This window comes from Cupriavidus sp. YR651 (assembly GCF_900101625.1).
Lineage (GTDB): Bacteria > Pseudomonadota > Gammaproteobacteria > Burkholderiales > Burkholderiaceae > Cupriavidus.
Genome location: NZ_FMYZ01000005.1, coordinates 73308 through 94558 on the forward strand (window position 1 = coordinate 73308; position 21251 = coordinate 94558).

22 protein-coding genes are annotated in these 21251 nt (G+C 67.6%); 11 read left to right on the plus strand and 11 right to left on the minus strand.

Annotated elements, in window-relative coordinates; translation table 11 throughout:
- Window positions 1-54 precede the first annotated feature (54 nt).
- The 5 genes from BLR29_RS15400 (at window position 55) to BLR29_RS15420 (ending at window position 4904) form a co-directional block, all read left to right on the plus strand.
- Window positions 55-1056, plus strand: a complete 1002-nt coding sequence (locus tag BLR29_RS15400; RefSeq protein ID WP_092137895.1) for a Bug family tripartite tricarboxylate transporter substrate binding protein — start codon at window positions 55-57, stop codon at window positions 1054-1056.
- A 2-nt stretch (window positions 1057-1058) separates the two neighbouring features.
- Entirely contained in the window at window positions 1059-2153 is a 1095-nt protein-coding gene (locus BLR29_RS15405; protein ID WP_092137896.1) for a malate/lactate/ureidoglycolate dehydrogenase, read from the plus strand.
- Between the two features lie 19 nt (window positions 2154-2172).
- Window positions 2173-2964 carry a 2-dehydro-3-deoxyglucarate aldolase gene (gene garL, locus BLR29_RS15410; protein ID WP_092138238.1) on the plus strand — a complete coding sequence of 264 codons (792 nt, stop codon included), beginning with the start codon at window positions 2173-2175 and terminating at the stop codon, window positions 2962-2964.
- 69 nt (window positions 2965-3033) lie between these two features.
- On the plus strand, window positions 3034-3969 hold the full coding sequence (locus BLR29_RS15415; protein WP_092137897.1) for a 2-hydroxy-3-oxopropionate reductase: 936 nt from the start codon (window positions 3034-3036) through the stop codon (window positions 3967-3969).
- Complete coding sequence (locus tag BLR29_RS15420) at window positions 3969-4904, plus strand: LysR family transcriptional regulator (protein WP_092137898.1); 936 nt, start codon at window positions 3969-3971, stop codon at window positions 4902-4904. The genes BLR29_RS15415 and BLR29_RS15420 overlap by 1 nt, the downstream gene beginning before the upstream one ends.
- Window positions 4905-5198: 294 nt before the next feature.
- Here BLR29_RS15420 and BLR29_RS15425 read toward each other — a convergent pair whose 3' ends face one another.
- The gene (locus BLR29_RS15425) at window positions 5199-5534 is read right to left on the minus strand and encodes a hypothetical protein (RefSeq protein ID WP_092137899.1); all 336 of its coding nucleotides are present in this window, start codon (window positions 5532-5534) and stop codon (window positions 5199-5201) included.
- A 324-nt stretch (window positions 5535-5858) separates the two neighbouring features.
- On the opposite strand from BLR29_RS15425, the gene BLR29_RS15430 reads away from it, so the two are divergent.
- Window positions 5859-6344, plus strand: coding sequence for a GFA family protein (locus BLR29_RS15430; RefSeq protein WP_092137900.1), 486 nt, complete (start codon window positions 5859-5861; stop codon window positions 6342-6344).
- A 201-nt stretch (window positions 6345-6545) separates the two neighbouring features.
- Here the strand turns inward: BLR29_RS15430 and BLR29_RS15435 are convergent, their stop codons facing one another.
- A complete protein-coding gene (locus BLR29_RS15435; protein ID WP_092137901.1) occupies window positions 6546-7607 on the minus strand; it encodes a porin in 1062 nt (353 codons plus the stop codon).
- Between the two features lie 217 nt (window positions 7608-7824).
- On the opposite strand from BLR29_RS15435, the gene BLR29_RS15440 reads away from it, so the two are divergent.
- Together BLR29_RS15440 and BLR29_RS15445 are read left to right on the plus strand one after the other, a co-directional pair.
- A complete protein-coding gene (locus BLR29_RS15440; RefSeq protein WP_092137902.1) occupies window positions 7825-8517 on the plus strand; it encodes a response regulator in 693 nt (230 codons plus the stop codon).
- Window positions 8514-9890, plus strand: a complete 1377-nt coding sequence (locus BLR29_RS15445) for a sensor histidine kinase (RefSeq protein WP_092137903.1) — start codon at window positions 8514-8516, stop codon at window positions 9888-9890. The genes BLR29_RS15440 and BLR29_RS15445 overlap by 4 nt, the downstream gene beginning before the upstream one ends.
- Window positions 9891-9928: 38 nt before the next feature.
- On the opposite strand, the gene BLR29_RS15450 is transcribed toward BLR29_RS15445, so the two are convergent.
- On the minus strand, window positions 9929-10459 hold the full coding sequence (locus BLR29_RS15450; protein ID WP_176860968.1) for a DUF3016 domain-containing protein: 531 nt from the start codon (window positions 10457-10459) through the stop codon (window positions 9929-9931).
- Between the two features lie 162 nt (window positions 10460-10621).
- A complete protein-coding gene (locus BLR29_RS15455; protein ID WP_092137905.1) occupies window positions 10622-11056 on the minus strand; it encodes a MarR family winged helix-turn-helix transcriptional regulator in 435 nt (144 codons plus the stop codon).
- A 123-nt stretch (window positions 11057-11179) separates the two neighbouring features.
- On the opposite strand from BLR29_RS15455, the gene BLR29_RS15460 reads away from it, so the two are divergent.
- Window positions 11180-11449: a zinc ribbon domain-containing protein gene (locus tag BLR29_RS15460; RefSeq protein ID WP_092137906.1), complete on the plus strand. Its 270-nt coding sequence runs from the start codon at window positions 11180-11182 to the stop codon at window positions 11447-11449.
- A gap of 56 nt (window positions 11450-11505) precedes the next feature.
- Here the strand turns inward: BLR29_RS15460 and BLR29_RS15465 are convergent, their stop codons facing one another.
- From BLR29_RS15465 to BLR29_RS15485, 5 genes are all read right to left on the minus strand, one after another.
- On the minus strand, window positions 11506-12312 hold the full coding sequence (locus tag BLR29_RS15465) for an IclR family transcriptional regulator (protein ID WP_092137907.1): 807 nt from the start codon (window positions 12310-12312) through the stop codon (window positions 11506-11508).
- A gap of 109 nt (window positions 12313-12421) precedes the next feature.
- Window positions 12422-13309, minus strand: a complete 888-nt coding sequence (locus BLR29_RS15470) for an alpha/beta fold hydrolase (RefSeq protein ID WP_255371270.1) — start codon at window positions 13307-13309, stop codon at window positions 12422-12424.
- 17 nt (window positions 13310-13326) lie between these two features.
- Complete coding sequence (locus tag BLR29_RS15475) at window positions 13327-15435, minus strand: acetate--CoA ligase family protein (RefSeq protein ID WP_092138240.1); 2109 nt, start codon at window positions 15433-15435, stop codon at window positions 13327-13329.
- A gap of 18 nt (window positions 15436-15453) precedes the next feature.
- Window positions 15454-16251 carry an enoyl-CoA hydratase/isomerase family protein gene (locus BLR29_RS15480; protein WP_092138241.1) on the minus strand — a complete coding sequence of 266 codons (798 nt, stop codon included), beginning with the start codon at window positions 16249-16251 and terminating at the stop codon, window positions 15454-15456.
- 29 nt (window positions 16252-16280) lie between these two features.
- Window positions 16281-17237, minus strand: coding sequence for a tripartite tricarboxylate transporter substrate binding protein (locus BLR29_RS15485; protein WP_255371296.1), 957 nt, complete (start codon window positions 17235-17237; stop codon window positions 16281-16283).
- 406 nt (window positions 17238-17643) lie between these two features.
- Between BLR29_RS15485 and BLR29_RS15490 the strand changes: the two genes are divergently transcribed.
- Window positions 17644-18219 carry a redoxin family protein gene (locus tag BLR29_RS15490; RefSeq protein WP_092137909.1) on the plus strand — a complete coding sequence of 192 codons (576 nt, stop codon included), beginning with the start codon at window positions 17644-17646 and terminating at the stop codon, window positions 18217-18219.
- A 92-nt stretch (window positions 18220-18311) separates the two neighbouring features.
- On the opposite strand, the gene BLR29_RS15495 is transcribed toward BLR29_RS15490, so the two are convergent.
- Together BLR29_RS15495 and BLR29_RS15500 are read right to left on the minus strand one after the other, a co-directional pair.
- The gene (locus tag BLR29_RS15495) at window positions 18312-19289 is read right to left on the minus strand and encodes a D-2-hydroxyacid dehydrogenase family protein (RefSeq protein ID WP_092137910.1); all 978 of its coding nucleotides are present in this window, start codon (window positions 19287-19289) and stop codon (window positions 18312-18314) included.
- A gap of 143 nt (window positions 19290-19432) precedes the next feature.
- A complete protein-coding gene (locus BLR29_RS15500; protein ID WP_092137911.1) occupies window positions 19433-20482 on the minus strand; it encodes a tripartite tricarboxylate transporter substrate binding protein in 1050 nt (349 codons plus the stop codon).
- A 293-nt stretch (window positions 20483-20775) separates the two neighbouring features.
- On the opposite strand from BLR29_RS15500, the gene BLR29_RS15505 reads away from it, so the two are divergent.
- On the plus strand, window positions 20776-21249 hold the full coding sequence (locus tag BLR29_RS15505) for a (2Fe-2S)-binding protein (RefSeq protein ID WP_092137912.1): 474 nt from the start codon (window positions 20776-20778) through the stop codon (window positions 21247-21249).
- Window positions 21250-21251: the final 2 nt, after the last annotated feature.

Consider the following 21251-nt stretch of genomic DNA (forward strand, 5'->3'; position numbering starts at 1 on the left):
CAGAAGACGCCCGTGATTGATATCCACAACGATCGCGCAACCGGAGACCACGCAATGCCCTTCCCTCATCGACTGATGCGGCCGCTGCTGACGATGCTTTGCCTTGGATGCATGGCAGCCCCGCAGGTCCGCGCCCAGTCCGCCCAGACCGCCGATGGCTGGCCGAGCAAGCCCATCACCTACGTGGTCCCGTTTGCCGCCGGCGGCACGACCGACCTGCTGGGCCGGCTGATCGGCCAGAAGCTGGCGACGGCCCTCGGCCAGTCCGTGGTGGTGGAAAATCGCGCCGGCGCCGGCGGCAATATCGGCTCCGACTACGTGGCCAAGGCCGCGCCGGATGGCTACACGCTGCTGGGCGGCACCATCAGCTCCCACGCCATCAACGTGAGCCTCTACCCCAAGATGCCGTACGACCCGGTCAAGAACTTCCAGCCTGTCGCGCTGATCGGCACGCTGCCCAATGTGCTGGTGGTCAACGCCAACAGCCCGTGGAAGTCCGTCCAGGACGTGATCGCCGCCGCGAAGGCCAAACCGGGCTCGATCAACTTTGGCTCGTCGGGCAATGGCACCTCCCAGCATCTGGCCGCGGAATTGTTCGCCAACATGGCCAGCCTGCGCATGACCCACGTCCCGTACAAGGGCAGCAGCCAGGCCGTGCAGGCGCTGCTGGGCAGCCAGGTGGACCTGGTGTTCGAAAACAGCGTGGCCGCCATGCCGATGATCCAGTCCGGCAAGTTCCGCGCGCTGGCCACCACCGGCAGCAAGCGCGCGGCGGAACTGCCCGACGTGCCGACCATGGCCGAGTCCGGACTGGCCGGCTACGAGATCGTGTCGTGGCAAGCCATCTTCGCGCCGGCCGGCACGCCGATGCCGATCGTGAACAAGCTTTCCGCCGAGATCGGCAAGATCATCCGCCAGCCGGACATGAAGGCCAGGCTGGCATCGATGGGCGTGGAGCCCTCGGGTGCGGGCCCTGCGGAACTGGGCAGCTTCCAGAAGAGCGAGGTCGCCAAGTGGGCCAATCTCATCAAGGTGGCCAACATTCACCTGGAGTAAGCATGGCTGAACACCGTATTCCGACCGCCGCGCTGCATCGGTGGGTTGCCGATCTCTGGCTGGCCGCCGGCTCCGATGCCCGCGAGGCCACGCTGACCGCCGATCACCTGGTCGGCGCCAACCTGTCCGGCCACGACTCGCACGGCGTGGGGATGATCCCGAAGTACGTCATGTCCTGGCAGGGCGAGCAGTTGCAGCTGAACCAGCATGTCAGCGTGGTCCATGAATCGGGCGGCATCCTGAGCCTGGATGGCAACCGAGGCATGGGCCAGGCCGTGACCGAGGAAGCGATGCGCATGGGTATCGAGCGCGCGCAGGCGCACGGTGTCTGCGTGCTGGGCCTGCGCCGCTCGCACCATCTCGGGCGCGTCGGCCACTGGGCGGAACAGGCCACGGCGGCCGGCATGATCTCGATCCACTTCGTCAACGTGCTGTCCAAGCCGATCGTCGCGCCGCACGGTGGCTACGATGCGCGCTTTGGCACCAACCCGTTCACGATCGGCGTGCCCGTGGCCGGTGCGCCGCCGCTGGTGCTGGACTTTGCGACCAGCGCCATCGCACTGGGCAAGGTCCGCGTAGCCAACAACAAGGGCGTACCGGTGCCGGCCGGCAGCCTGATGGATCCGTCGGGGCATCCCACCGACGACCCGTCCGTCATGTTCCCGCCGCCCGGCTCGCCGCAAGGCGCGCTGCGCACGTTCGGCGAGCACAAGGGCTATGTGCTGGCCGTGATGTGCGAGCTGCTGGGCGCGGCCGTCACGGGCGGCCACACGATCCGCCCCGAGACGCTCACCCACGAGCACGCGGTCTGGAACAACATGCTGGCGATCATCTTCGACCCGGCAAGGCTGGGCAGCACCACCACCTTCGGCCACGAGGTGGAGGCGTTCGTCGAATGGCTGCGCGCATCGCGCCTGCAGCCCGGCAACGACGCCATCCGCCTGCCCGGCGATCCTGAACGCGCCTGGCGCCGCGCGCGGGCCGAAATCATTCCGGTGGACAGCAGCACGCTGTCCCAACTGGACGATGCCGCCGCCCGCGTGCTGCAGGCGCGCGGACAATCGCCGGGGCCGCTCTCGGCGCTGGCTGCGGACTGAATAAAGGGGAATGCACACCATGACCACCACCGCTCACCTGCCACAAATCTCGCCGCTGCCCAATCGTTTCCGGGCCGATATCCTCGCGCGCAAGCGCCTGATCGGCTGCTGGAGCTCGCTGGGCCAGCCCGTGACCGCGGAAATCCTCGGCCTGGCCGGTTTCGACTGGCTGCTGCTGGACGGCGAACACTCGCCCAATGACATCCTGAGCTTCGTGCCGCAGCTGATGGCGCTGAAGGACAGCACCAGCGCGCCCGTGGTGCGCCCGCCGTGGAACGATCCGGTAATCCTCAAGCGCCTGCTGGATATCGGCTTCTACAACTTCCTCGTGCCGTTCGTGGAGTCGGCGGAGGAAGCACGTCGCGCCGTCCGCGCCACGCGCTATCCGCCGGACGGCATTCGCGGCGTCTCCGGGGCGCAACGCCAGAACCACTACGGCACCCTGCCGGACTTCTTCAAGACCATCAACGACAACATCTGCGTGCTGGTGCAGATCGAAAGCCGCAAAGGCGTGGACGCCGCCGACGCGATCTGCGCCGAGCCGGGCGTCGACGGCATCTTCATCGGTCCGAACGACCTGGCCGCGGCCTACGGGCACCTGGGCAACCCGAACCATCCGGATGTGCAGGCGGCCGTGGCCCGCATCTACGACGCGGCCAACCGTGCCGGCAAGGCCATTGGCACGCTGACGCCGGTCGAAGCCGACGCGCGGCGCTACCTCGACATGGGCGCGCATTTCGTGGCCGTCGGGCTCGACCACGGGCTCCTGCGCGATGCCTCGCGTGCGCTGCGCGAGCGCTTTGCCTCGTGACCCGCCGCCGTCGCATCATCCGCATTTCCAGCATCACCCGCATCACCCGCATCACAACTGGACACTGACATGAGCAAGATCGGATTTATCGGACTCGGCGTGATGGGCACGCCGATGGCACAGCATCTGCAGGCCGGCGGCCACACGGTCTGCGCGCACACGCGCAGCGGCGTACCGCAGGCGCTCCAGGACGCCGGCATGCAGGCCTGCGCCAACGCCACCGAGGTCGCCAGACAGGCGGACGTCATCTTCCTGATGCTGCCGGACACCCCCGACGTGGATCGCGTGCTGTTCGGTGAGAACGGCGTTGCGGCAGGGCTGACGGCAGGCAAGATCGTGGTCGACATGAGCTCGATCTCGCCGATCGAGACCCGCGCGTTCGCCGCGCGCATCGAACAGCTCGGCTGCGACTATGTGGATGCGCCCGTATCCGGCGGCGAGGTCGGGGCCAAGGCCGGCACGCTGTCGATCATGGCCGGCGGCAAGGCGGATGTATTCGACCGCGTGCTGCCGCTACTGCAACTGATGGGCAAGAACATCACGCTGGTCGGCAACGTTGGCGACGGGCAGGTGGCGAAGGTGGCCAACCAGGTCATCGTCGCCCTGACGATCGAGGCCGTCAGCGAAGCACTGGTGCTGGCCGCCAAGGCTGGTGCCGACCCGGCGCGCGTGCGTCAGGCGCTGATGGGCGGCTTTGCCAGCTCGCGCATCCTGGAGGTGCACGGCGAACGCATGATCAAGCGGACCTTCGATCCGGGCTTCCGCATCGAGCTGCACCAGAAAGACCTGAACCTGGCGCTGTCCACCGCGAAGGCGCTGGGGCTGGGGCTGCCCAATACCGCATCGTGCCAGCAGTTGTTCAACGTCTGCGTAGCCCAGGGCGGCGCGGGCTGGGACCATTCGGGGCTGGTCAAGGCGATCGAGCACCTGTCGTCGTTCGCAATCGGTGACAAGCCGAAGGACGCTGCCGGGGACGCGGGCAAGAAGGCGGGCAAAGCGGGCTGATGACAACCCTGAACTCCGACGACCTGGCGTGCTTTGTTTGCGTGGCCAACACACAGAGCATTTCGCGCGCGGCGCTGGAGCTTGGTGCCGACCAGTCCACCGTCAGCCGCCAGATCGCGCGGCTGGAGGCAGCGCTCGATACGCGACTGTTCCATCGCAGCGGGCGCGGCGTGGTGCTGACGGAAGCCGGCACCACGCTGCTCGGTTATGCGCGACAGGTGGCCGCCACGCTGACGGAAGCGCGCGCGGCCGTTCGAGCCTCCACCGCGCAAGGCCCCACGCAACTAGTAATCGCCGCGCAGCCGACCATCGCCAATACGGCATTCGCCGCCATCGGCACCGCGCTCAAGCAGCGATTCCCGGCCACCAAGCTGCGTTTTGTCGAAGGTCTGGCGAGCCCCGTCCTGGCGTGGCTGGCGGCGGGCGAGATCGATGTCGCCCTGCTCTACCTGCCCGAGCAACAAGGCGGGCTGAAGGTGGACATCCTGCTGGAAGAGGACCTGACGCTGGTCGCGCCGACCTCATGGAGTCATCTCGGGCCGACCTTCCCCGCCCGCCGGCTGGCCGAAGTGCCGCTGATCCTGCCGAGCACCGGGCACGGCTTGCGCATGCTGGCCGAATCGCTCGCCACGCGCGTCGGCACCACGCTGAACATGGCGCTGGAGTGCGACGCGTCGAATACGGTGGCGATGCGGCTGGTGGAAGACGGATGCGGCGCGACGCTGTTGCCGTTCGCGGCCGTGGCGGACCGCGTCGCGCAAGGTCGCCTGCATTCGGCGCGACTGATCGATCCGGTGGTGACGCGCCAGGTGGCGCTGGCCACCGCGCGCAACCGCCCGGCCGTGCCGGAGCTGTGGGACATCATGCAGACCGTCAGGCAGTCCGTGCGCAATATCGTGATGTCCGGTGCGTGGCCGGGGGCGCGTCTGGTGTAAGAGGTACTATCAAAATGATTCTGGCGTCGTTGCGCGGCCTTGCCGTACCGCTTGTACTGTCTGCGGCCGCGCCCTTGCAGGGCGCGCATGCGCTGGCAGGCGCATGCTGCTACGCAGCCGGATCGCATGCGATCCGAAACCCCTGCTTCGCCCTAGCCAGAACCGCTAGCGCTTCATTTTGATAGCGCCTCCAAGCCACCGACCGCAATCGACTGTGTGCGCTGGCCCGGCGCCCGACTGTGTGCGCTGGCCTGGCGCCCCTGCGCCCGGCCAGCGCACGCGGTACGGGCCTCATCACTGCTTCATCGTGCCCTGCTGCATTTCCTGCCTGGCCGTCTCATTGGCCGCCTTGTTCGCGTCCTTGCGTTCCTGCTTGGCGGCGCCGACGTCCTGCTTGTATTCCGCCTTGGCGGCTGACTTCTCGGCGTTGTACTGATCCTTGGCGACCTTGCGCGCTTCGCGGCGTTCCACCAGCGGATCCTTCGGCGGTTGAATCTGGGTCATGCCCGGCGGCACCGCATTGGCATCGGCCGGTGCCGTGGTGGTCTGGGCAAAGGCGGTGGCAGACATCAGGCCGGCTGCCAGAGCGCCGATCAGCGAGGTAGTACGGATGATTCGGTTCGAAGACATATGAGACCTCTCATGATGTTGTTGGCGGACAGCGTCTTCCGCCGGTGTCGTGCGCGCGATGCACGCGCTTGTGCATCGACGCATCGGCCACACGGAGAAGACACCACACATGCCGTGCGCAGCAGCGTTGCCGCTCCTGCACCGCGCACCGAAGTCTAGAAGTCGCGCCGTGCACCGCGTGCCGCATCCACACATCTCCTTACAAAAACTCATCCGCGCTGACAGACGGCGCCTGACAACGCCACAGTTTTCGAGGAAAAAAAGCGCTTGTGGCAGCCACGCGCGTGCCACACACTGCCGGCAGGATCTCGTGGAGACATCGCCATGCATCTCGAAGGCTCTTGCCAATGCGGCGCCGTGCATTTCAGCCTGGAGTCCGATTCGCCTTACCCGTTCATGCACTGCCATTGCAGCATCTGTCGCAAGACCGGCGGTGGCGGCGGCTATGCGATCAACCTCGGTGGCGATGCCGCCACCCTGCGCGTGCGCGGCAAGAAATACGTCGGCTTCTTCCATGCGGTGATGCGTGAACCCGGCAAGCGCCCGACACGATCAAAGGCGTTCCGGCATTTCTGCACGCAATGCGGCAGCCCGCTCTGGCTGTGGGACCCACGCTGGCCGGAACTCGTCCATCCCAATGCCAGCGCCATCGACACTGCACTGCCTAAGCCACCGGAGGTGGTCGAAGCCGCGCTGGACTTCGCGGCGCCATGGGTCGATGTGCCGCGCGGACGCGCACACCAGCACGCCCGCACATGGCCACATGAATCGCTACGCGAATGGCATGAGCGTCATGGGTTGCTCTCCTAGAGGGCAAGAAGTACCCAGGAGATTGTTTCAAAACGAAGCGATAGCGGTTCTGGCTAGACGCGCGGCCGCAGACAGTACAAGTGGTACGGCAAGGCCGCGCAACGACGCCAGAATCGTTTTGAAACGATCTCCAAACAAAAACCGGCAGCGCGAGCCCCTCGCGCTGCCGGGAACCGTCCACCACGACGGTTGAAACAACGATCAGAAGCGGTGCTGCAAGCCCGCCGTCACGCCGACCTGATTGTTGGCGTAGCCAACGAAATCACGCGAGACACTCACGTTCTGACCATTGCGCGCCTTGGCATACCCGGCTGACAGGTAGGCCATGGTGCGTTTGGAAAGGTTGTACTGGGCGCGCAGCGAAAACAGGATCGGGTCTGCGTCGGTATCGCCCTTGATGTTCTGCTTGTACACCGCGCCGTAGAGCGTGAAGGCGGGCGTGAAGTCGTACGCGGCACCCAGCCAGTACATGTCGCTCAGCTGCGAAGCCGCGGCCGTGGTGAACGTGCGCTTGTAGTTGCGGTAGCCGGCGTACACCGCCAGCGAGCCGAAGTCGTAGCTCGCCCCGGCGTGGATGCCCTGGATGTAGTCGACGCTGTCGGCCGGCGTGGTGCTGGTGCCCGCGCCGTTCTGGCGATCCCAGGTCACGGCCGCCGCGAAGCCGCCCGCGTTGTAGCCGACGCCCAGGTCGTACTTGGACGAACTCTTGAAGCTGCCCGCCACCTCGCCCAGCGCCACGGTGGCGCCCAGCTTGACGCCGCCGAACGTGCCGTCGTAGCGGACCATGTTGGTGGCGCGCGTGAACATGCCATCCTTGCGGCCGCCCGTGGCGTTGGACGACGTGGCCCACGAGTAGTTTGGCGCGTAGCCCATCGGGTCGAAGGGCAGCATGAAATCGTAAGTCGTGGTGAAGTCGCGGCCCATCAGTACCCGGCCGTACTTGCCGGACAGGCCCACCGTCGCGCGGCGGTCGAACAGCGTGTTGTCGGTGTCAAGCTTGCCGGTATCCACCGCGATGCCGGATTCGAGCACGAACACGGCCTTCAGCCCACCGCCCAGGTCTTCCGTGCCGCGCAGGCCCCAGCGGGACGTATTCTTGCCGCCCGAGGTCATCTTGACCGTGGAGGTGCCGCCCGGGCCCGCATGATTCACGTACTCGATGCCGGAGTCGACGAGGCCGTACAGCGTCACGCTGGACTGCGCCGCCGCGCCACCCGATACCGCGCAACCCAACGCGGCCAGGGTCAATGCCTTCCCTTTCATACCAGTCTCCCAGTGTCGTTCTAGTTGTGGAACGGCACGGATGGTATGGGAGCCTCACTTTCAGATCGCTTTCGAAATTCCTGTCATTTCAGGCTGTTGCGCGGCCTCCGATTGGGGGTTTCCCTAGCTAGGCACGGACTGTCGCTTGCGGGTATCACTCCACGCGGCCATCTGTCGGCCGCATCATCCCTCCCTGCCGCCGTGCCGTATCCCTGCCATGCGTATCCTGCTTGCCGAAGACAACCTCAAACTGGCCGCCTCCCTTGTGGAGTCGCTGAGCCAGACCGGCTTCACGGTCGATTGCATGCATGACGGGGCCAGTGCGGACCACCTGCTGACCACGCAGGACTACGCGCTGGCGATCCTCGATATCGGCCTGCCGCGCCTCGACGGGCTGGAGGTGCTGCGTCGGCTGCGCCAGCGGCGCAACGCGGTGCCCGTGCTGGTGCTGACGGCCCATGGATCGGTGGAAGACCGCGTACGCGGGCTCGATCTGGGCGCCGACGACTACCTGGCCAAGCCATTCGCCCTGAGCGAGCTGGAGGCGCGCGCACGCGCCCTGATCCGCCGCAGCCATGGGCACGACCGGACCGAACTCCACTGCGGCCCGCTCCACTACGACAGCGTCAGCCGCGCCTTCACGCTGCATGGCGAACTGCTGGCGCTGACGGGGCGCGAACGCGCGGTGCTGGAAATCCTGCTGCTGCGCGATGGCCGCGCCGTCAACAAGGCGGCGCTGTCCGAGAAAATCTTCGGGATCGACGAATCGGTCAACGCGGATGCCATCGAGATCTACGTCTATCGCCTGCGCAAGAAGCTGGAAGGCAGCGGCGTGGGCATTGTCACGCTGCGCGGGCTGGGCTACCTGCTGGAAGCGCGCGAATCCTCCGCGGAGGCCGCGCGCCCATGAGGGCCGCCAGCCTGCGCCTGCAACTTACGCTCTGGTTGTTGCTGCCGCTGCTGGGCCTGCTGGCGCTGGATGCGTGGCTGACGGACCGGCGCGCCATGGCGGCGGCGCATCATGCATTCGACCGCACGCTGGCCGCATCGCTCAAGTCGATGCGCGAAGGCATCAGCCTGCGCGATGGCCGCGTGGAAGTGGAAGTCCCCTATCTGGCGCTGGAGGTCTTCGATGCCGAAGCCGGATCGCGGATCTACTACCAGATCCGCGACGACCATGGCGTCACGATCACCGGCTACGAGGGCCTGCCGATGCCGCCCGAGCCGGTGCGCTCGCTCTATCGCACCCAGTTCTATGACGCCGAATATCGTGGCGAGCCGCTGCGCATGGCCGCGATGCCACTACCGCTGCACGATGTGCGATCCGCGCGCACGCAACTGGTCTGGGTGCTTGTGGCGGAGACCACCGAGCCGCGCGAGCAGCTAGCGCAGGACATCCTGGTCGGTTCGCTGCTGCAGGAGCTGATGCTGGTCAGCCTGGCGCTCGTCATCGTCTGGTTCGGCGTGCAGCGCGGTCTGCGGCCATTACGGCGCCTCTCCGATGCGATGACCGCGCGCGGCCCCGACGACCTCGAGCCGCTCGCGGACGCCGCCCTGCCCGTCGAAACCAAGCCGCTGGTGCTGGCCGTCAACCAGTACGTGGCCCGCCTGCACGGCATGGTGCAGGGACGCAAGCGCTTCTTTGCGGACGCGGCGCACCAGCTCAAGACGCCGCTGGCCATCATCCAGGCTGAATCCGAGCTGGCCCTGCGCGAGCAGGACCTGCCGGGCGTACGCACGCATGTCGAGCGGTTGCATGGCTCCGTCCGTCAGGCCGCCAAGGAAGTGGAACAACTGCTGTCGCTGTCGCGGCTGGAGCCGGACAGTGGCTACGCGCCTACGTTGCGGCGGCTGCGGCTCGATACGATCGCGCAGACCGTGGCACTGGAATGGGCACCGCTCGCGCGGCGCGATGGGGTGGACCTGGGCTTTGAAGGCAACACGGCGGTGGAGATCGACGGTCAGCCGGACCTGCTGCAAGAGATGCTGGGCAACCTGATCGACAATGCGATCCGCTATGCGGGGGCCGGGGCCATCGTCACGGTGCGGATCGATGGCCCGTGTCTGTTCGTCGAGGATAACGGCCCGGGCATCGCCACGTTCGAGCGGGACTCGGTGTTCCATCGCTTCTATCGCGGCGAGGCCAGCGCGGCACGCGCGGGCAGCGGGCTGGGGCTGTCGATCGTTCGCGAGATCGCGCGCCTGCATGGCGCCACGGTCGCGTTGGCGGAAACGCAAGGCGGCGGGCTGACCGTCGCGGTGCGGTTCCCGCCAGCATCCTGACGACGACGGACGAGGCCCGATCCGCCCAATCCGCCCGGTCAGGCGTGGCCGGTGACCTTGGTGATCCGGCGCTCGAACCACTCGTCGAGCATCGCCTTTTCATACCGCAGCCGGTCCGCGTAGCCATACAGGTTGACGCCCCACGTGAAGTTCATGTTGGCCAGACGCTCCTGGCCGCTGGCGATGACTTCCTCGCCATGCTTGAGCACGTAGCGCAATAACATGCGCGGCCACGTCGCGTCGCGAATCACCCTCACCTGCGATGAGTAGCGCCAGTCGACATAGCCGGCCAGATCGATGTCGAGTATCTCGATGCTGAGCGCATAGCCTTCGGGCAGGTTCCGGGCGGCAAGCCTGGCCAGGTGCTGGCTGATGTCGTCGAGCACTTGCCGGTCGCTACCGTACGACTGCGACCATGCCGCATCGGTAAAGGTCTCGGGGTGGACAAACGTTACGGACAGCGTGCCGGACGGATGGTCGGCCACGGGGGGAGACGGTGCGGCGCCGACGATGGCCGGCAGCCCCAGCGCCACGATCGCGGCCAGCGTGGGAATGGTGTACCTGGACATGGCATCAATGCCTCGCTGCAGGTCTGCACGGCTGGGAATACCGGCAGATGACAACATCCGCCGCCCGGCGTCCAGCCGGCGAAGCCGGGCTGTCTACAGCATAGTCCACCCGCCTGCCCGGGGCGCGGGACGCAGGCCCCGACCGGTGCGCGCTCCGGGAATCTATGTGCGTGACAGGTTGGCGCGTACGCGTTGCAACAGGCCGATGAACTGGTCGGCTTCGGCCGGGGTCAGGCCGTCGAGCGCCTGCTCGGCCACCAGGTCTCCGACCCTGCGTGCCGCGTCCAGCGCCTGGCCCGCCTTGTCGGTCATGCGTACCATGCGCTCGCGACGATCCTCGGGATTGGGCCGGCGTGCGATCCACCCGCCCTCTTCCATGCGGTCCAGCAGCCGCCCGGCCGAGATCGGCGCGACTTCCATCAGGTCCGCCAGCGATGCCTGGTTCACTTCGCCGTAGTGCGACAGGTAGGCCAGCGCCCGGTATTGGGCCCGCGTCAGGTCAAGCGAGCTGCGGGCGAGTTCGTCGAACCGCTTGCCGGACAGCCGGCCGACGTCCGCCACCAGGAAGCCGAAGCGCTTTTCGAGATTCATTTCCATCGCGCGGTGAGAGGGAGTTCGTCGCCCGGAACGTACTGTCGCGGCGCGACAGCGGGGCCGCCCATTGTGGCGCGACCTGATCTAAGCTGGTAGCCTGATGCGACCCCTTCAGGCGGAGAAGCAATGCCCACCTATGACTATCGGTGTGACGACTGTGGCGACTTCGCGCTGATGCGGCCGATTGCCCGGCGCGATGAGCCGGCGGCCTGCCCTCGGTGCGGGGCGATGGCGGCACGCGCGCTGGTGGCCGCGCCGGCGCTGGCGGGCAGTGACAGCAGCGGATCGGCATCGAACGAATCATCGAGCCACGGCGCGGGATGTGCGTGCTGCGGGCCGGTCAAGCTGGCCGGCCGCTCGGATGGGCCGGGAATGCGCAGGGGCGGCGCGCGCTGATCGACACCAGACCGCGACGAGCAGAGCGCGACGAGCAGAGCGCCCGTGGATTCGACCTAGAGGCCCCCGGTTCCCGCGCGGAACGCGTCGCCAATCTGCGTGACCAGCCGCATCAGGTGCGGCTCGAGTTCGCGAGCGGCCTCCGCCACGGAGGCACGGGTCGACAGGCTGACGTTAAGCACATGCACCGGATGATGTCCCAGCCGCAGCGGCGCGGACATCGCCACCACTTCGGGTTGCCAGCTGGCCGCGCACCAGCCGCGCCGCTGGACCTGCGCCACGGCATCGAGAATGTCCGCCTCCAGTTCGGCCCAGCCGGCGGGAAACCGCCGCGCGAACACGGCCATCAGGCCCTGCCGCTCGTCGGCGGGCGCCACGGCCAGCCAGGCGCGTCCGAGCGAAGTCAGCGCCATCGGCACGCGCTGCCCGGTCACGACGGTGCGCAGTGACACCTTGCGGCTGTAGCGGATCGATTCGAGATAGACCATCTCGTCGCGGTCGGCCATCGCCAGCCCGACGTTGAGATGTTCGGCCTGGGCCAGTTCGCGCATCAGTGGCGCCGCCACATGCAACACCGCAGAACCGGTGTGCATCGCGTGCGCCAGGCTGAGGACCGGTGCCCCGAGCCGATAGGCGCGCAGCGCGGCATCGTATTGAAGAAAACCGGTATCGACAAGACTCTGGGTCAGCCGCGAGACGGTCGAACGTGCCAGTCCGGTACGCTCGGCGAGGTCGCCGTTGCCCAGCACATCGGAACCGGGCCGGAAGGCCCGCAGGATCTCGATGCCGCGTTCGAGCGAGCGATTGGCCAGCGTGCTGGCCGGGCGGCCACGGGCCCGGCTGCGGGCGTCCTGCGTATCCACGGTGCTGTCTCCTGCGCGTCGCTTCTGCGTTGTTGTTCTGCAATTCCGTCAAGCGGAAATGTCAGACGGCAGTCTCGCACAAATCAGGAGCACCCGTGCGGGCCCGCTCTCAGGCCAGCCACTCGCCCAGCACGGTGTTGATGGCATCGTGGGCCTCGTACTGGACCCAATGCCCCGCACCCGGGATGAATGCGCCCCGGCGATCGGGACGGCCTGTCACCAGTTGGTCCAGCACCGCGCGCGGATCGGCCGTCACGTCGTGCTCGCCGTAGGCCACCAGCACCGGGCCGTCGAAGCGGTCGAGCGCATCCGCCAAGCCGCCGGCGCGCGAAATGTGCTTGCTGCGAAAGCGCGCATGACGGCAGGACTCCGTGTAGGCCAGCAGCGCCAGCGCATCCACGCTGGCGGGGTCCGCGATCATGAATGCCTCGACGTTGTGGCGCATCGCCTGCGTGAGCGCCTCGGCCCCTTCGGCGCGGCGCCAGTCGACCAGCGCCGTCTGCTGCCGCCGCACGCCGCCGTGACCGCCCGGCCCAAGCAGTGCCAGACGGCGCACACCCGGCAACTGGCTGGCGAGATGCGACGCCGTGAGCCCGCCGAAAGAGAACCCGACCAGATCCACCGTGTGCGTGTCGGGCAATTCGGCAAAGCCCGCCACCACCGCGTCGATCAGGGACTGCAGCGCCCCGTCCGCCGGATCGCCCGATTCGCCGTAGCCCGGCAGGTCCGGCGCCCAGACCGTATGCCGCGCCGCGAGCGCCTCGATATTGCGAACCCAATGCAGCCAGCTGCCGTGGCCGCCATGCACCAGCAGCACGGCCGGGCCACTGCCAAAACGCCGCCAGACGATGCGGCAGCCGCCCGCGTCCGTGATAAAGGTCGTGGCCTGCTGCATCAGCCATTCGACCTCCGCCGCCGCGTTTGCTGCGTTTGCTGCGCTTGCCGCGTTTGCCACGCCTGCCTCATTCACCGTCACGCGCTCCGCGGATGCCGTCATCGTCGCTCCCTTCCCTGTCATGCCTCGCCAATCACCACCACGCCGTCCGCCGCGCGCACGCCCTGCCCGGCGGGCAGCACGAAGACGGGGTTGATTTCCGCCTCGACCAGCCGTGTGCCAACCGATGCCGTCATCACCGAAAACGCGACAATAGCATCCGCCAGCGCCTCCACGTCGGCTTTGGGCCGGCCACGGTAGCCATCGAGCAGCGGCCACGTCTTCAGGTCGCGGATCATGGACAGGGCCTCGTCACGCGAGAGGCCACCCGTTGGCGGCAGCAGACGCATCGTGGTGTCCTGGAACAATTCGGCCGTGACCCCGCCCATGCCGAGCAGGATCGCCGTGCCGAGCGCATCGCGGTGCATGCCGAGGATCAGCTCCACGCCGCCGCTGACCATCTCCTGCACCAGGAAGCGCGTCGGCGCGTCGCCGGTGTGCGCTTTCACGTCATCGGCCATCCTCGCCAGCCGGGCCGGAATGTCCTGCGGCGCGATATTGACCGCCACGCCGCCGATGTCGCTCTTGTGCGTGATGGTGGACGACAGGATCTTGAGCACCACGCGATCACCGAGATCGCGCGCGGCGCTGGCGGCGGCGTCCGCATCCGTCACCACGACTTCCCGCACGCCCGGCAGGCCGAAGCGCGCAAACAGCTGCTTGGCGGCGGCCTCGTCGAGCGATCCCGGCTGCAGGTCGGACGTATCGACGTCGGCACGGATCGCGGCGCCCTGCGCGGGGGCCAGCGCCTTCAGTTGCCCGGCGGCCAGCATCGCGCCGAGCGCCACGGCGCACGATTCCGGCGCGCTGAACGCCGGCACGCCGCGCTGGTTCAGCACCGCCGCCACCTGCGGCGCGTGCGGGCTGACGTAGGCCAGCACCGGCTTGTCGCTCTCCGGCAGGCAGTCCCGGATTGCATTGGCCATCAGGTCCGGCATGGCCAGCCCGGACGAGCCGACGATGATCGCCACCGCGTCGTACGACGGACTGGCCTGCAAGGCGCGAATCGCACCGCGCAGCAGGTCGGGTTGCAGGCCCGCCAGCGTCACGTCGATCGGGTTGCGGTCCAGCGCCGCGTGGTCGCCCTTCTGCAGCGCCCGCAGGCGATCGGCGGTGGCCACGTCGGGCGCCGGGGTTTCAAAGCCGGACACGCCCAGGCTGTCGGACACCAGCGTGCCGGCGCCGCCCGTCGAGGTCAGCACCGCCACGCGATTGCCATGCAGCACGCGGCCCGTGGCGAGCGCCGCGGGAATGTCGATGAGATCCGCGAAGGTCTGCGCGCGGATCACGCCCACCTGCCGGAACAGCGCGTCGTACATCTTGTCGGCCCCGGCCATGGCGCCCGTGTGCGACACCGCCGCGCGGGCCCCGGCCTCCGACCGGCCGATCTTGAACGCCACCACGGGCTTGCCCGCCGCCGCGGCCTTCAGCGCCGCCGCGCGGAATTTCTCGGGATGCCGCACGCTTTCCACGTACAGCGCGATCACCCGCGTGGCGTCGTCATCGGCCAGGTAGTCGATGAAGTCGGCCAGGTCCAGGTCCGCCTCATTGCTGGTGGAAACCAGCTTGGACAGCCCGATCCCGCGCGCCGCCGCACGCGACAGCAGCGCACCGAGGATGCCGCCGCTCTGCGACACCACGCCGATGCTGCCCGCCGGAAAGTGTTCCATTTCCAGCGCGCCGCTGGCCGACAACGGAATGCTGTCGGTCAGATTGACGAGGCCGATGGTGTTGGGCCCGAGCAAGCGCATGCTGCCTGCGGCCTCGATCAGTTCCGCCTGCCGGCGCGCGCCCTCGGCACCCGTTTCCGTATAGCCGCTGGCCAGCACGATCGCCGCGCCCGTGCCGCGCCGTGCCAGTTCGCGCACTGCGTGATGCGCGCGTTCCGCGCCCAGCAGCACGATGCCGACGTCCGGCACCTCGGGCAGCGAACCGATATCCGGATAGCAGCGCAGCCCGTCGATGGCATCCACCTTGGGATTGACCGGATAGATCGCGCCGTCAAAGCCGTGGCGCGTCAGGTACGACACCGGGCGGCCCGCCGTCTTGTTGGGATCGGCCGATGCGCCGATCACGGCCACGCTGCGCGGCTTGACCAGGCGCGCGATGGCGGCGGACGTGGAGGTCATCAGTTCGGTCGCCATCGCTCAGCCCTTTGCGGCGGCCGTCTTGGCCAGGAAGGCCAGCACGGATTCCCGGTGCTCGGCGCTGGTGTAGCAGATGCCCTGTGCCTGGCTGCCTTGCCCGAAGACCTGGTCGGCGGTCAGCTCGAAGGTCTGGTTCAGGATGCTCTTGCCCAGCGCCAGTGCGGTCGGCGAGCCGTGCGACAGTTCGGCGGCCCACGTCAGCGCATCGCCGATCAATGTCTCCGACGACGACAGCCGGTCGGCGATGCCAAGCTTCAGCGCCTCGGCGGCGTCCACCTTGCGGCCCGAGAAAATCAGTTCCTTGGCCGCAGGCAGGCCCGTGCGGCGCGGCAGGAAGTACATGCCGCCGCCATCGGGAATCAGGCCACGGTGGATATACGACCACGTGAAGCTGGCGGCGTCCGATGCGATCACGAAATCGCAGGCCATCGCCATGTCGGCACCCAGCCCGTTGGCACCGCCATTGACGGCGGCAATGGTCGGCTTGGGCATGTTGTGCAGCAAGCCCACGGAATGATGCACGCGCTGCTGGCGGGTCCAGCCATTGAAGCCCACCTCTCCTGGCGGCGCGTCCATGCGGCGCTGCATGCCGGCGACATCGCCACCCGCGCAGAAGCCCTTGCCGGCACCGGTCAGCACCAGCGCGCGGATGGCGCGGTCGGCGGTCACGCGTTCCAGCGCGGTAATCAGCTCGGTGCGCATGTCGTCGCTGATGGCGTTGCGTTTTTCGGGACGATTCAGGGTCAGCACGGCAATGCCGTCGCGGACGTCGAGCTGGATCAGGTTGAAATCGGTCATGGTGAAGTTCTCGGAAAATTCGGGCGAAATCAATTCAGGGTGATCTTGGCGTCCTTGACGACCTTGCTCCAGCGCACCTCTTCGCCGCGCACGTAGCGGGCGAGTTCCTCGGGTGTGCCGGGGCTGACGATCAGGCCCTCGGCATCGGCGCGCTTGCGGAATGCCTCGGTGGTCACGGCCTTGTGCGCGGCGGCGTTGAGGCGGGCGATCACCGGCGCAGGCGTGCCGGCTGGGACGAACAGGCCATACCAGCTTTCGGCGACGTAGCCGGGCACGCCGCTCTCGGCGATGGTCGGCACCTTGGACAGATCAGGGCTGGCCGAACGCTGGGCGCTGGTGACGCCGAGCGCGCGCAGCTTGCCGGACTCCAGCAGGTTGCCGACGGCGGAGGCCGTGGCGAACATCAGGTCCACCTGGCCACCCAGCAGGTCGGTAATGGCGGGGCCGGCGCCCTTGTAGGGGATGTGGTTCAAGTCGACCCTGGCCAGGCTCTTGAACAGTTCCCCGGCCAGATGCGCGGACGTGCCCGGACCTTGCGAGGCGAACGAGATGCGGCCCGGCTGGGCCTTGGCCGCCGCGATCACGTCGCGCACCGATTTGTACGGGCTGTCCGCACGCACCACCAGCACATTGGGCGAGCGGCCCACCAGCATGACCGGCGCGAACGCCTTGTCGGTGGCATACGGCAGCTTGGGCTGCAGGCTCGGGTTGACGGCATGCGCGAAGGTGGCCATGACCAGCGTGTAGCCATCCGGCGCGCTCTTGGCCACGTTGTCCGTGCCGATGATCGTGCCGCCGCCGGGACGGTTGTCGACCACGACGGTCTGGCCCAGGTCCTGCCCCATCGCCACGCCCATCGCGCGGGCAATCAGGTCCGTCCCGCCGCCCGGCGAGAACGGCACCACGATGCGGATCGGCTTGTCGGGGAACGTGGAGGCCGCGGCGTGCGTGGTGGCGGGCGCCGAGGCGCCCAGGATCGCGAACATCGCGGATGCGGATACCACGGCCAGCCGGCCGGCGGCGCGGAAATAAGGGAATGCCAAGGCTGTCTCCTGTTGCTGTTGTCGCGTCATCCGCGGGGATCGGACGGCACGTCTTCAATGGCTACAGCGTAGGCGCATGCGTCGTTTCACGCAGCCCGTCAATTCCGTTTTGTGGAATTGAATAGCCCGCGAGTACCGCATGGAGGCGGCGTCGCCAGGTCCGCAAGCGACGGCCAGATCTGGACGAATGGGTATGCGGAAAGGACGGAACGTATCCAATGCCCCAGCCTGGCGATCCATACTGGAAACCAGCCAGACAGGGGCGGCGGCGCGTCATGCGCGACCCCGCCGGATGCCAGCGCGGCACCCCTTGTCGCAACGCTCCCAGACTACCCATTGGAGGTGGAAGATGGCTCAATCCCGCTTATCGTCGATGCCGGCGCCGGAACTCCATGTGACGGAGTGGCTGAATACGCCGCAGCCCATCACATTGCGCGACTTGCGCGGCAAGGTGGTGGTGATCCACGCATTCCAGATGCTTTGCCCCGGCTGCGTTTCACATGGGATTCCGCAGGCGGAACGCATTCGCCGGACGTTTCGCGACGACGTGGCGGTGATCGGCCTGCATTCGGTCTTCGAGCACCATGCCGTCATGACCGTCGACGCGCTGAAGGTCTTTCTCCACGAATATCGCGTGAGCATCCCGATCGGCGTGGATCAGCCGACGCCCGGGCAAGCCGTGCCGATGACGATGCAGGCCTATGGTATGCGTGGCACACCAAGCCTGATCGTGCTGGACAAGGCCGGCAATATTCGCCTCCACCATTTCGGGCAAGCCGATGACATGGCGGTCGGCGCATTGATCGGGCAACTGGTGGGCGAGACGCCGCCGTCCGATGCTCCTGCGGAACAGGCCCCGATGGCGAATGGCGAGCGACCGGCAACAGGCTGCGACACCGGCACCTGCGCCCGCGAGGCGTCGTGAAGCAGGCAAAAAAATGGACGGCCGCGAGAGAGAGCGAATGGCCGTCCTTAAGGGAGCTTAAGTGGAGCTCAAGTGGAGCGTAAGCGGAGTGGTCAGGCGCGCAGGTGCGCTACGACGTCAGGATTGGCGAGGTTCACCGGTTTGCCCGCGAAGAAGCTGTTGAGATTGTCGAAGGCGGTGCCGTAGTAGGCCTCGTAGTTATCCTTCTCGACAAAGCCGATGTGGGGCGTGCAGAGCGCGTTATTGAGCGTGAGCAGCGGATCGTCGGCGCCGAGCACCGGCTCGCGTTCGTAGGCGTCCACGGCGGCAAAGCCCGGCCGCCCCGCGCGCAGCGCCTCGGCCAGCACGCCGGGCGGAATCAGTTCCGCGCGGCTCGTATTGACCAGCAATCCCGTCGGCTTCATGCGGGCGAGATCGGCGGCGGTGACGATGCCCTCCGAGTCCTTTGTCAGGCGGATATGGAGCGAGACGATGTCGCTGTCGGCAAAGAACGCCTCGCGCGAGGGCGCCACCTCGAAGCCGTCCGCGCGGGCATCGGCGGTGGAGCCTTCGCGCCCCCATACCCACACCTTCATGCCGAACGCGCGCCCAAAGCCCGCCACCTGCTTGCCAATGCGGCCATAGCTCCAGACCCCCAGGCGCTGGCCGCGCAGTTGCTGCCCCAGATGGCCCTGCCACTGGCCGGCGCGCAAGCGGTTGACCTCGGCCACCAGATGCCGGCGGCTGGCCAGCATCAGTGCCCAGGCCAGTTCGGCCGTCGCGGCGCCGGACCCGCTGCCCTCCGCCACGGCGATGCCGCGCGCGGAGCAGGCCGCGAGGTCGATGTGCCCCGCCACCTTGCCGGTCTGGCTGATCAGCCGCAAGCGCGGCAGGCGGTCCAGCAATGCGGCGGTGATGACCGTACGCTCGCGCGTCAGCACGATGGCATCGGCATCGCCCAGCCGGGCAGCCAGTGCGTCGATGTCCTTGACGTTGTCGTGGTAGACCGTCACATCGTGACCGGCCAGCCGGGCAAAGCAATCCAGGGTCCGTACGCAGTCCTGGTAGTCATCGGGAATGGCGATTCGCATAGTTGGAGTAGGAGGTCGATTAAAAAAGATCCTGGCGTCGTTGCGCGGCCTGGCCGTACCACTTGTACTGTCTGCGGCCGCGCGCCTAGCCAGGACCGCTTCGCTTCATTTTTAAACAACCTCTAGGGTTGCAGACGGTGAAATTACGAAAGGGAAATGTGGAGGCGGTGCACGACGTCTTGCCAGCTCGCCAGATCCTTGCGGATCAGCGCGCCGAACTCCGCCGGGGGCATGCCGCCGGGATCGATGCCCTGCTCGTGCAGGTATTGCACGCCGGCGGGACTTTGCAGCGCGGCGCGGATCTCGTCGTAGAGCCGTTGCTGCACCGGCGCCGGCGTCCCCGCGCGCACCAGCATGCCGTACCACGCGTGGATATCGAAGCCGGGATAGCCGCATGCGGCCACCGTCGGCACGTCGGGCAACACCTTCGCCCCGCTGGCCGGCGCCACGGCCAGCGCACGCAGCTTGCCCGCACGCAGGTAAGGTAGCGCCGTGGGCGTGTCCAGGAACATGAAATGGATCTGGCCGCCCAGCAGGTCCGTGACGGCGGGCGAAGCCCCGCGATACGGCGCGTGCACGACCTGGATGCCGGCACGGTCCGCAAACAGCGCGCCGGCCAGATGCGCGGAGGTGCCGGGCCCCGAGGAGCCATAGCTCATCGACCCGCCCGCGCGCTTGGCCTGCGCCACCAGTTCCTGCAGTGTTCTGGCGGGCGCGTCGGCGCGCACCACCAGCACGTGCGGAATAAAGCCGACGACCGTCACCGGCGCGAAGTCCTTGTCCGCCACGTAGGGCACGGACGGCATCAGCGCGGGGTTGGTGACGAGCTGGATCGACGACAGCACCATCGTGTAGCCGTCCGCCGGCGCGCTGGTGACCTGCCCCAATCCGATCACGCCCCCGGCGCCCGGCCGGTTTTCCACGACGACGGGCTGGCTGAGGCTGCCGCCCATCTGGCGCGACAGCAGCCGCGCAATCGCATCGACCGGGCCACCAGCCGCGAACGGCACGACCAGCCGCAAGGGCTTGTCGGGGTACGTGGCAGCACGGGCCGATGGCAGCCAGCCGGCGGCCAGCGCGGCGGGCGCCGCCTTGAGCAGCACGCGCCGGCGGGCATCCACGGGGCCTCCTGTCGATGCCGTCGACTCTGTCGGCGCCGTCGGATGCGTGGGCGGGAGGGCAAAACGGGTCATGCGGAAGTCTCCGGCAGTCTCCGGTACGCCCGTTGCCTTGTCGCAATCGGGGTCCGGCTGTTATCGAATCCGCACAGTGTAGGAAGAAATCCACCGGCCAGAAGCATCGATTTCCATGCCGTGGAAATGATGCGCGGCCACGGCTGTCCGGCGTGCCGTGCGTCGCCTAGATTACCTGTTGCGCCCCGCGCCGCCGCATGGGCATTTCCGCCGTGCCGCTATGCCGCTGCCGTGCCGGGCGGGCGCGTACGTCCCCAGCACCCTGACAATCACAAGACAAACAGAGGAGCACCATGCCGGCCTACACATTGCAGGTCAACGGCCAGACCCGGACCGTCGACGTCGATAGCGATACCCCCCTGCTCTACGTCCTGCGCGACGACCTTGGCCTGCACGGCCCGAAATTCGGTTGCGGGCTCGGCCAGTGCGGCGCCTGCACGGTGTTGTTCAATGGCGCGGCCACGCGGTCGTGCGTGCTGCCCGTGTCGTCCGTCGGCGATGCCAAGGTCACCACGCTGGAAGGACTCGGCACGCCCGAGCACCCGCATCCCGTGCAGGCCGCCTTCATCGCCGAACAGGCGGCGCAATGCGGCTACTGCATCAACGGCATGGTGATGACGTCGGTGGGGCTGCTGTCCCAGACGGCGAAGCCCACGGAGACGCAGATTCGCGACGCGCTGGCCGGCAACCTGTGCCGCTGTGGCACGCACACCCGGATCATCAAGGCCGTGCAACGTGCCGCCGGCACGCCGGTAAAGGAGGCCTGAGC

Bases quoted from the DNA above. Each gene is read 5' to 3' on its own strand.
- BLR29_RS15455 (WP_092137905.1), bottom strand. From the start codon at position 11,056: ATGGAAATGAATCTCGAAAAGCGCTTCGGCTTCCTGGTGGCGGACGTC.
- BLR29_RS15445 (WP_092137903.1), top strand. From the start codon at position 8,514: ATGAGGGCCGCCAGCCTGCGCCTGCAACTTACGCTCTGGTTGTTGCTG.
- BLR29_RS15470 (WP_255371270.1), bottom strand. From the start codon at position 13,309: ATGACGGCATCCGCGGAGCGCGTGACGGTGAATGAGGCAGGCGTGGCA.
- BLR29_RS15460 (WP_092137906.1), top strand. From the start codon at position 11,180: ATGCCCACCTATGACTATCGGTGTGACGACTGTGGCGACTTCGCGCTG.
- BLR29_RS15425 (WP_092137899.1), bottom strand. From the start codon at position 5,534: ATGTCTTCGAACCGAATCATCCGTACTACCTCGCTGATCGGCGCTCTG.
- BLR29_RS15400 (WP_092137895.1), top strand. From the start codon at position 55: ATGCCCTTCCCTCATCGACTGATGCGGCCGCTGCTGACGATGCTTTGC.
- BLR29_RS15405 (WP_092137896.1), top strand. From the start codon at position 1,059: ATGGCTGAACACCGTATTCCGACCGCCGCGCTGCATCGGTGGGTTGCC.
- BLR29_RS15475 (WP_092138240.1), bottom strand. From the start codon at position 15,435: ATGACCTCCACGTCCGCCGCCATCGCGCGCCTGGTCAAGCCGCGCAGC.
- BLR29_RS15430 (WP_092137900.1), top strand. From the start codon at position 5,859: ATGCATCTCGAAGGCTCTTGCCAATGCGGCGCCGTGCATTTCAGCCTG.
- BLR29_RS15500 (WP_092137911.1), bottom strand. From the start codon at position 20,482: ATGACCCGTTTTGCCCTCCCGCCCACGCATCCGACGGCGCCGACAGAG.
- BLR29_RS15420 (WP_092137898.1), top strand. From the start codon at position 3,969: ATGACAACCCTGAACTCCGACGACCTGGCGTGCTTTGTTTGCGTGGCC.
- BLR29_RS15435 (WP_092137901.1), bottom strand. From the start codon at position 7,607: ATGAAAGGGAAGGCATTGACCCTGGCCGCGTTGGGTTGCGCGGTATCG.
- BLR29_RS15485 (WP_255371296.1), bottom strand. From the start codon at position 17,237: ATGTTCGCGATCCTGGGCGCCTCGGCGCCCGCCACCACGCACGCCGCG.
- BLR29_RS15490 (WP_092137909.1), top strand. From the start codon at position 17,644: ATGGCTCAATCCCGCTTATCGTCGATGCCGGCGCCGGAACTCCATGTG.
- garL (WP_092138238.1), top strand. From the start codon at position 2,173: ATGACCACCACCGCTCACCTGCCACAAATCTCGCCGCTGCCCAATCGT.
- BLR29_RS15495 (WP_092137910.1), bottom strand. From the start codon at position 19,289: ATGCGAATCGCCATTCCCGATGACTACCAGGACTGCGTACGGACCCTG.
- BLR29_RS15450 (WP_176860968.1), bottom strand. From the start codon at position 10,459: ATGTCCAGGTACACCATTCCCACGCTGGCCGCGATCGTGGCGCTGGGG.
- BLR29_RS15505 (WP_092137912.1), top strand. From the start codon at position 20,776: ATGCCGGCCTACACATTGCAGGTCAACGGCCAGACCCGGACCGTCGAC.
- BLR29_RS15480 (WP_092138241.1), bottom strand. From the start codon at position 16,251: ATGACCGATTTCAACCTGATCCAGCTCGACGTCCGCGACGGCATTGCC.
- BLR29_RS15415 (WP_092137897.1), top strand. From the start codon at position 3,034: ATGAGCAAGATCGGATTTATCGGACTCGGCGTGATGGGCACGCCGATG.
- BLR29_RS15440 (WP_092137902.1), top strand. From the start codon at position 7,825: ATGCGTATCCTGCTTGCCGAAGACAACCTCAAACTGGCCGCCTCCCTT.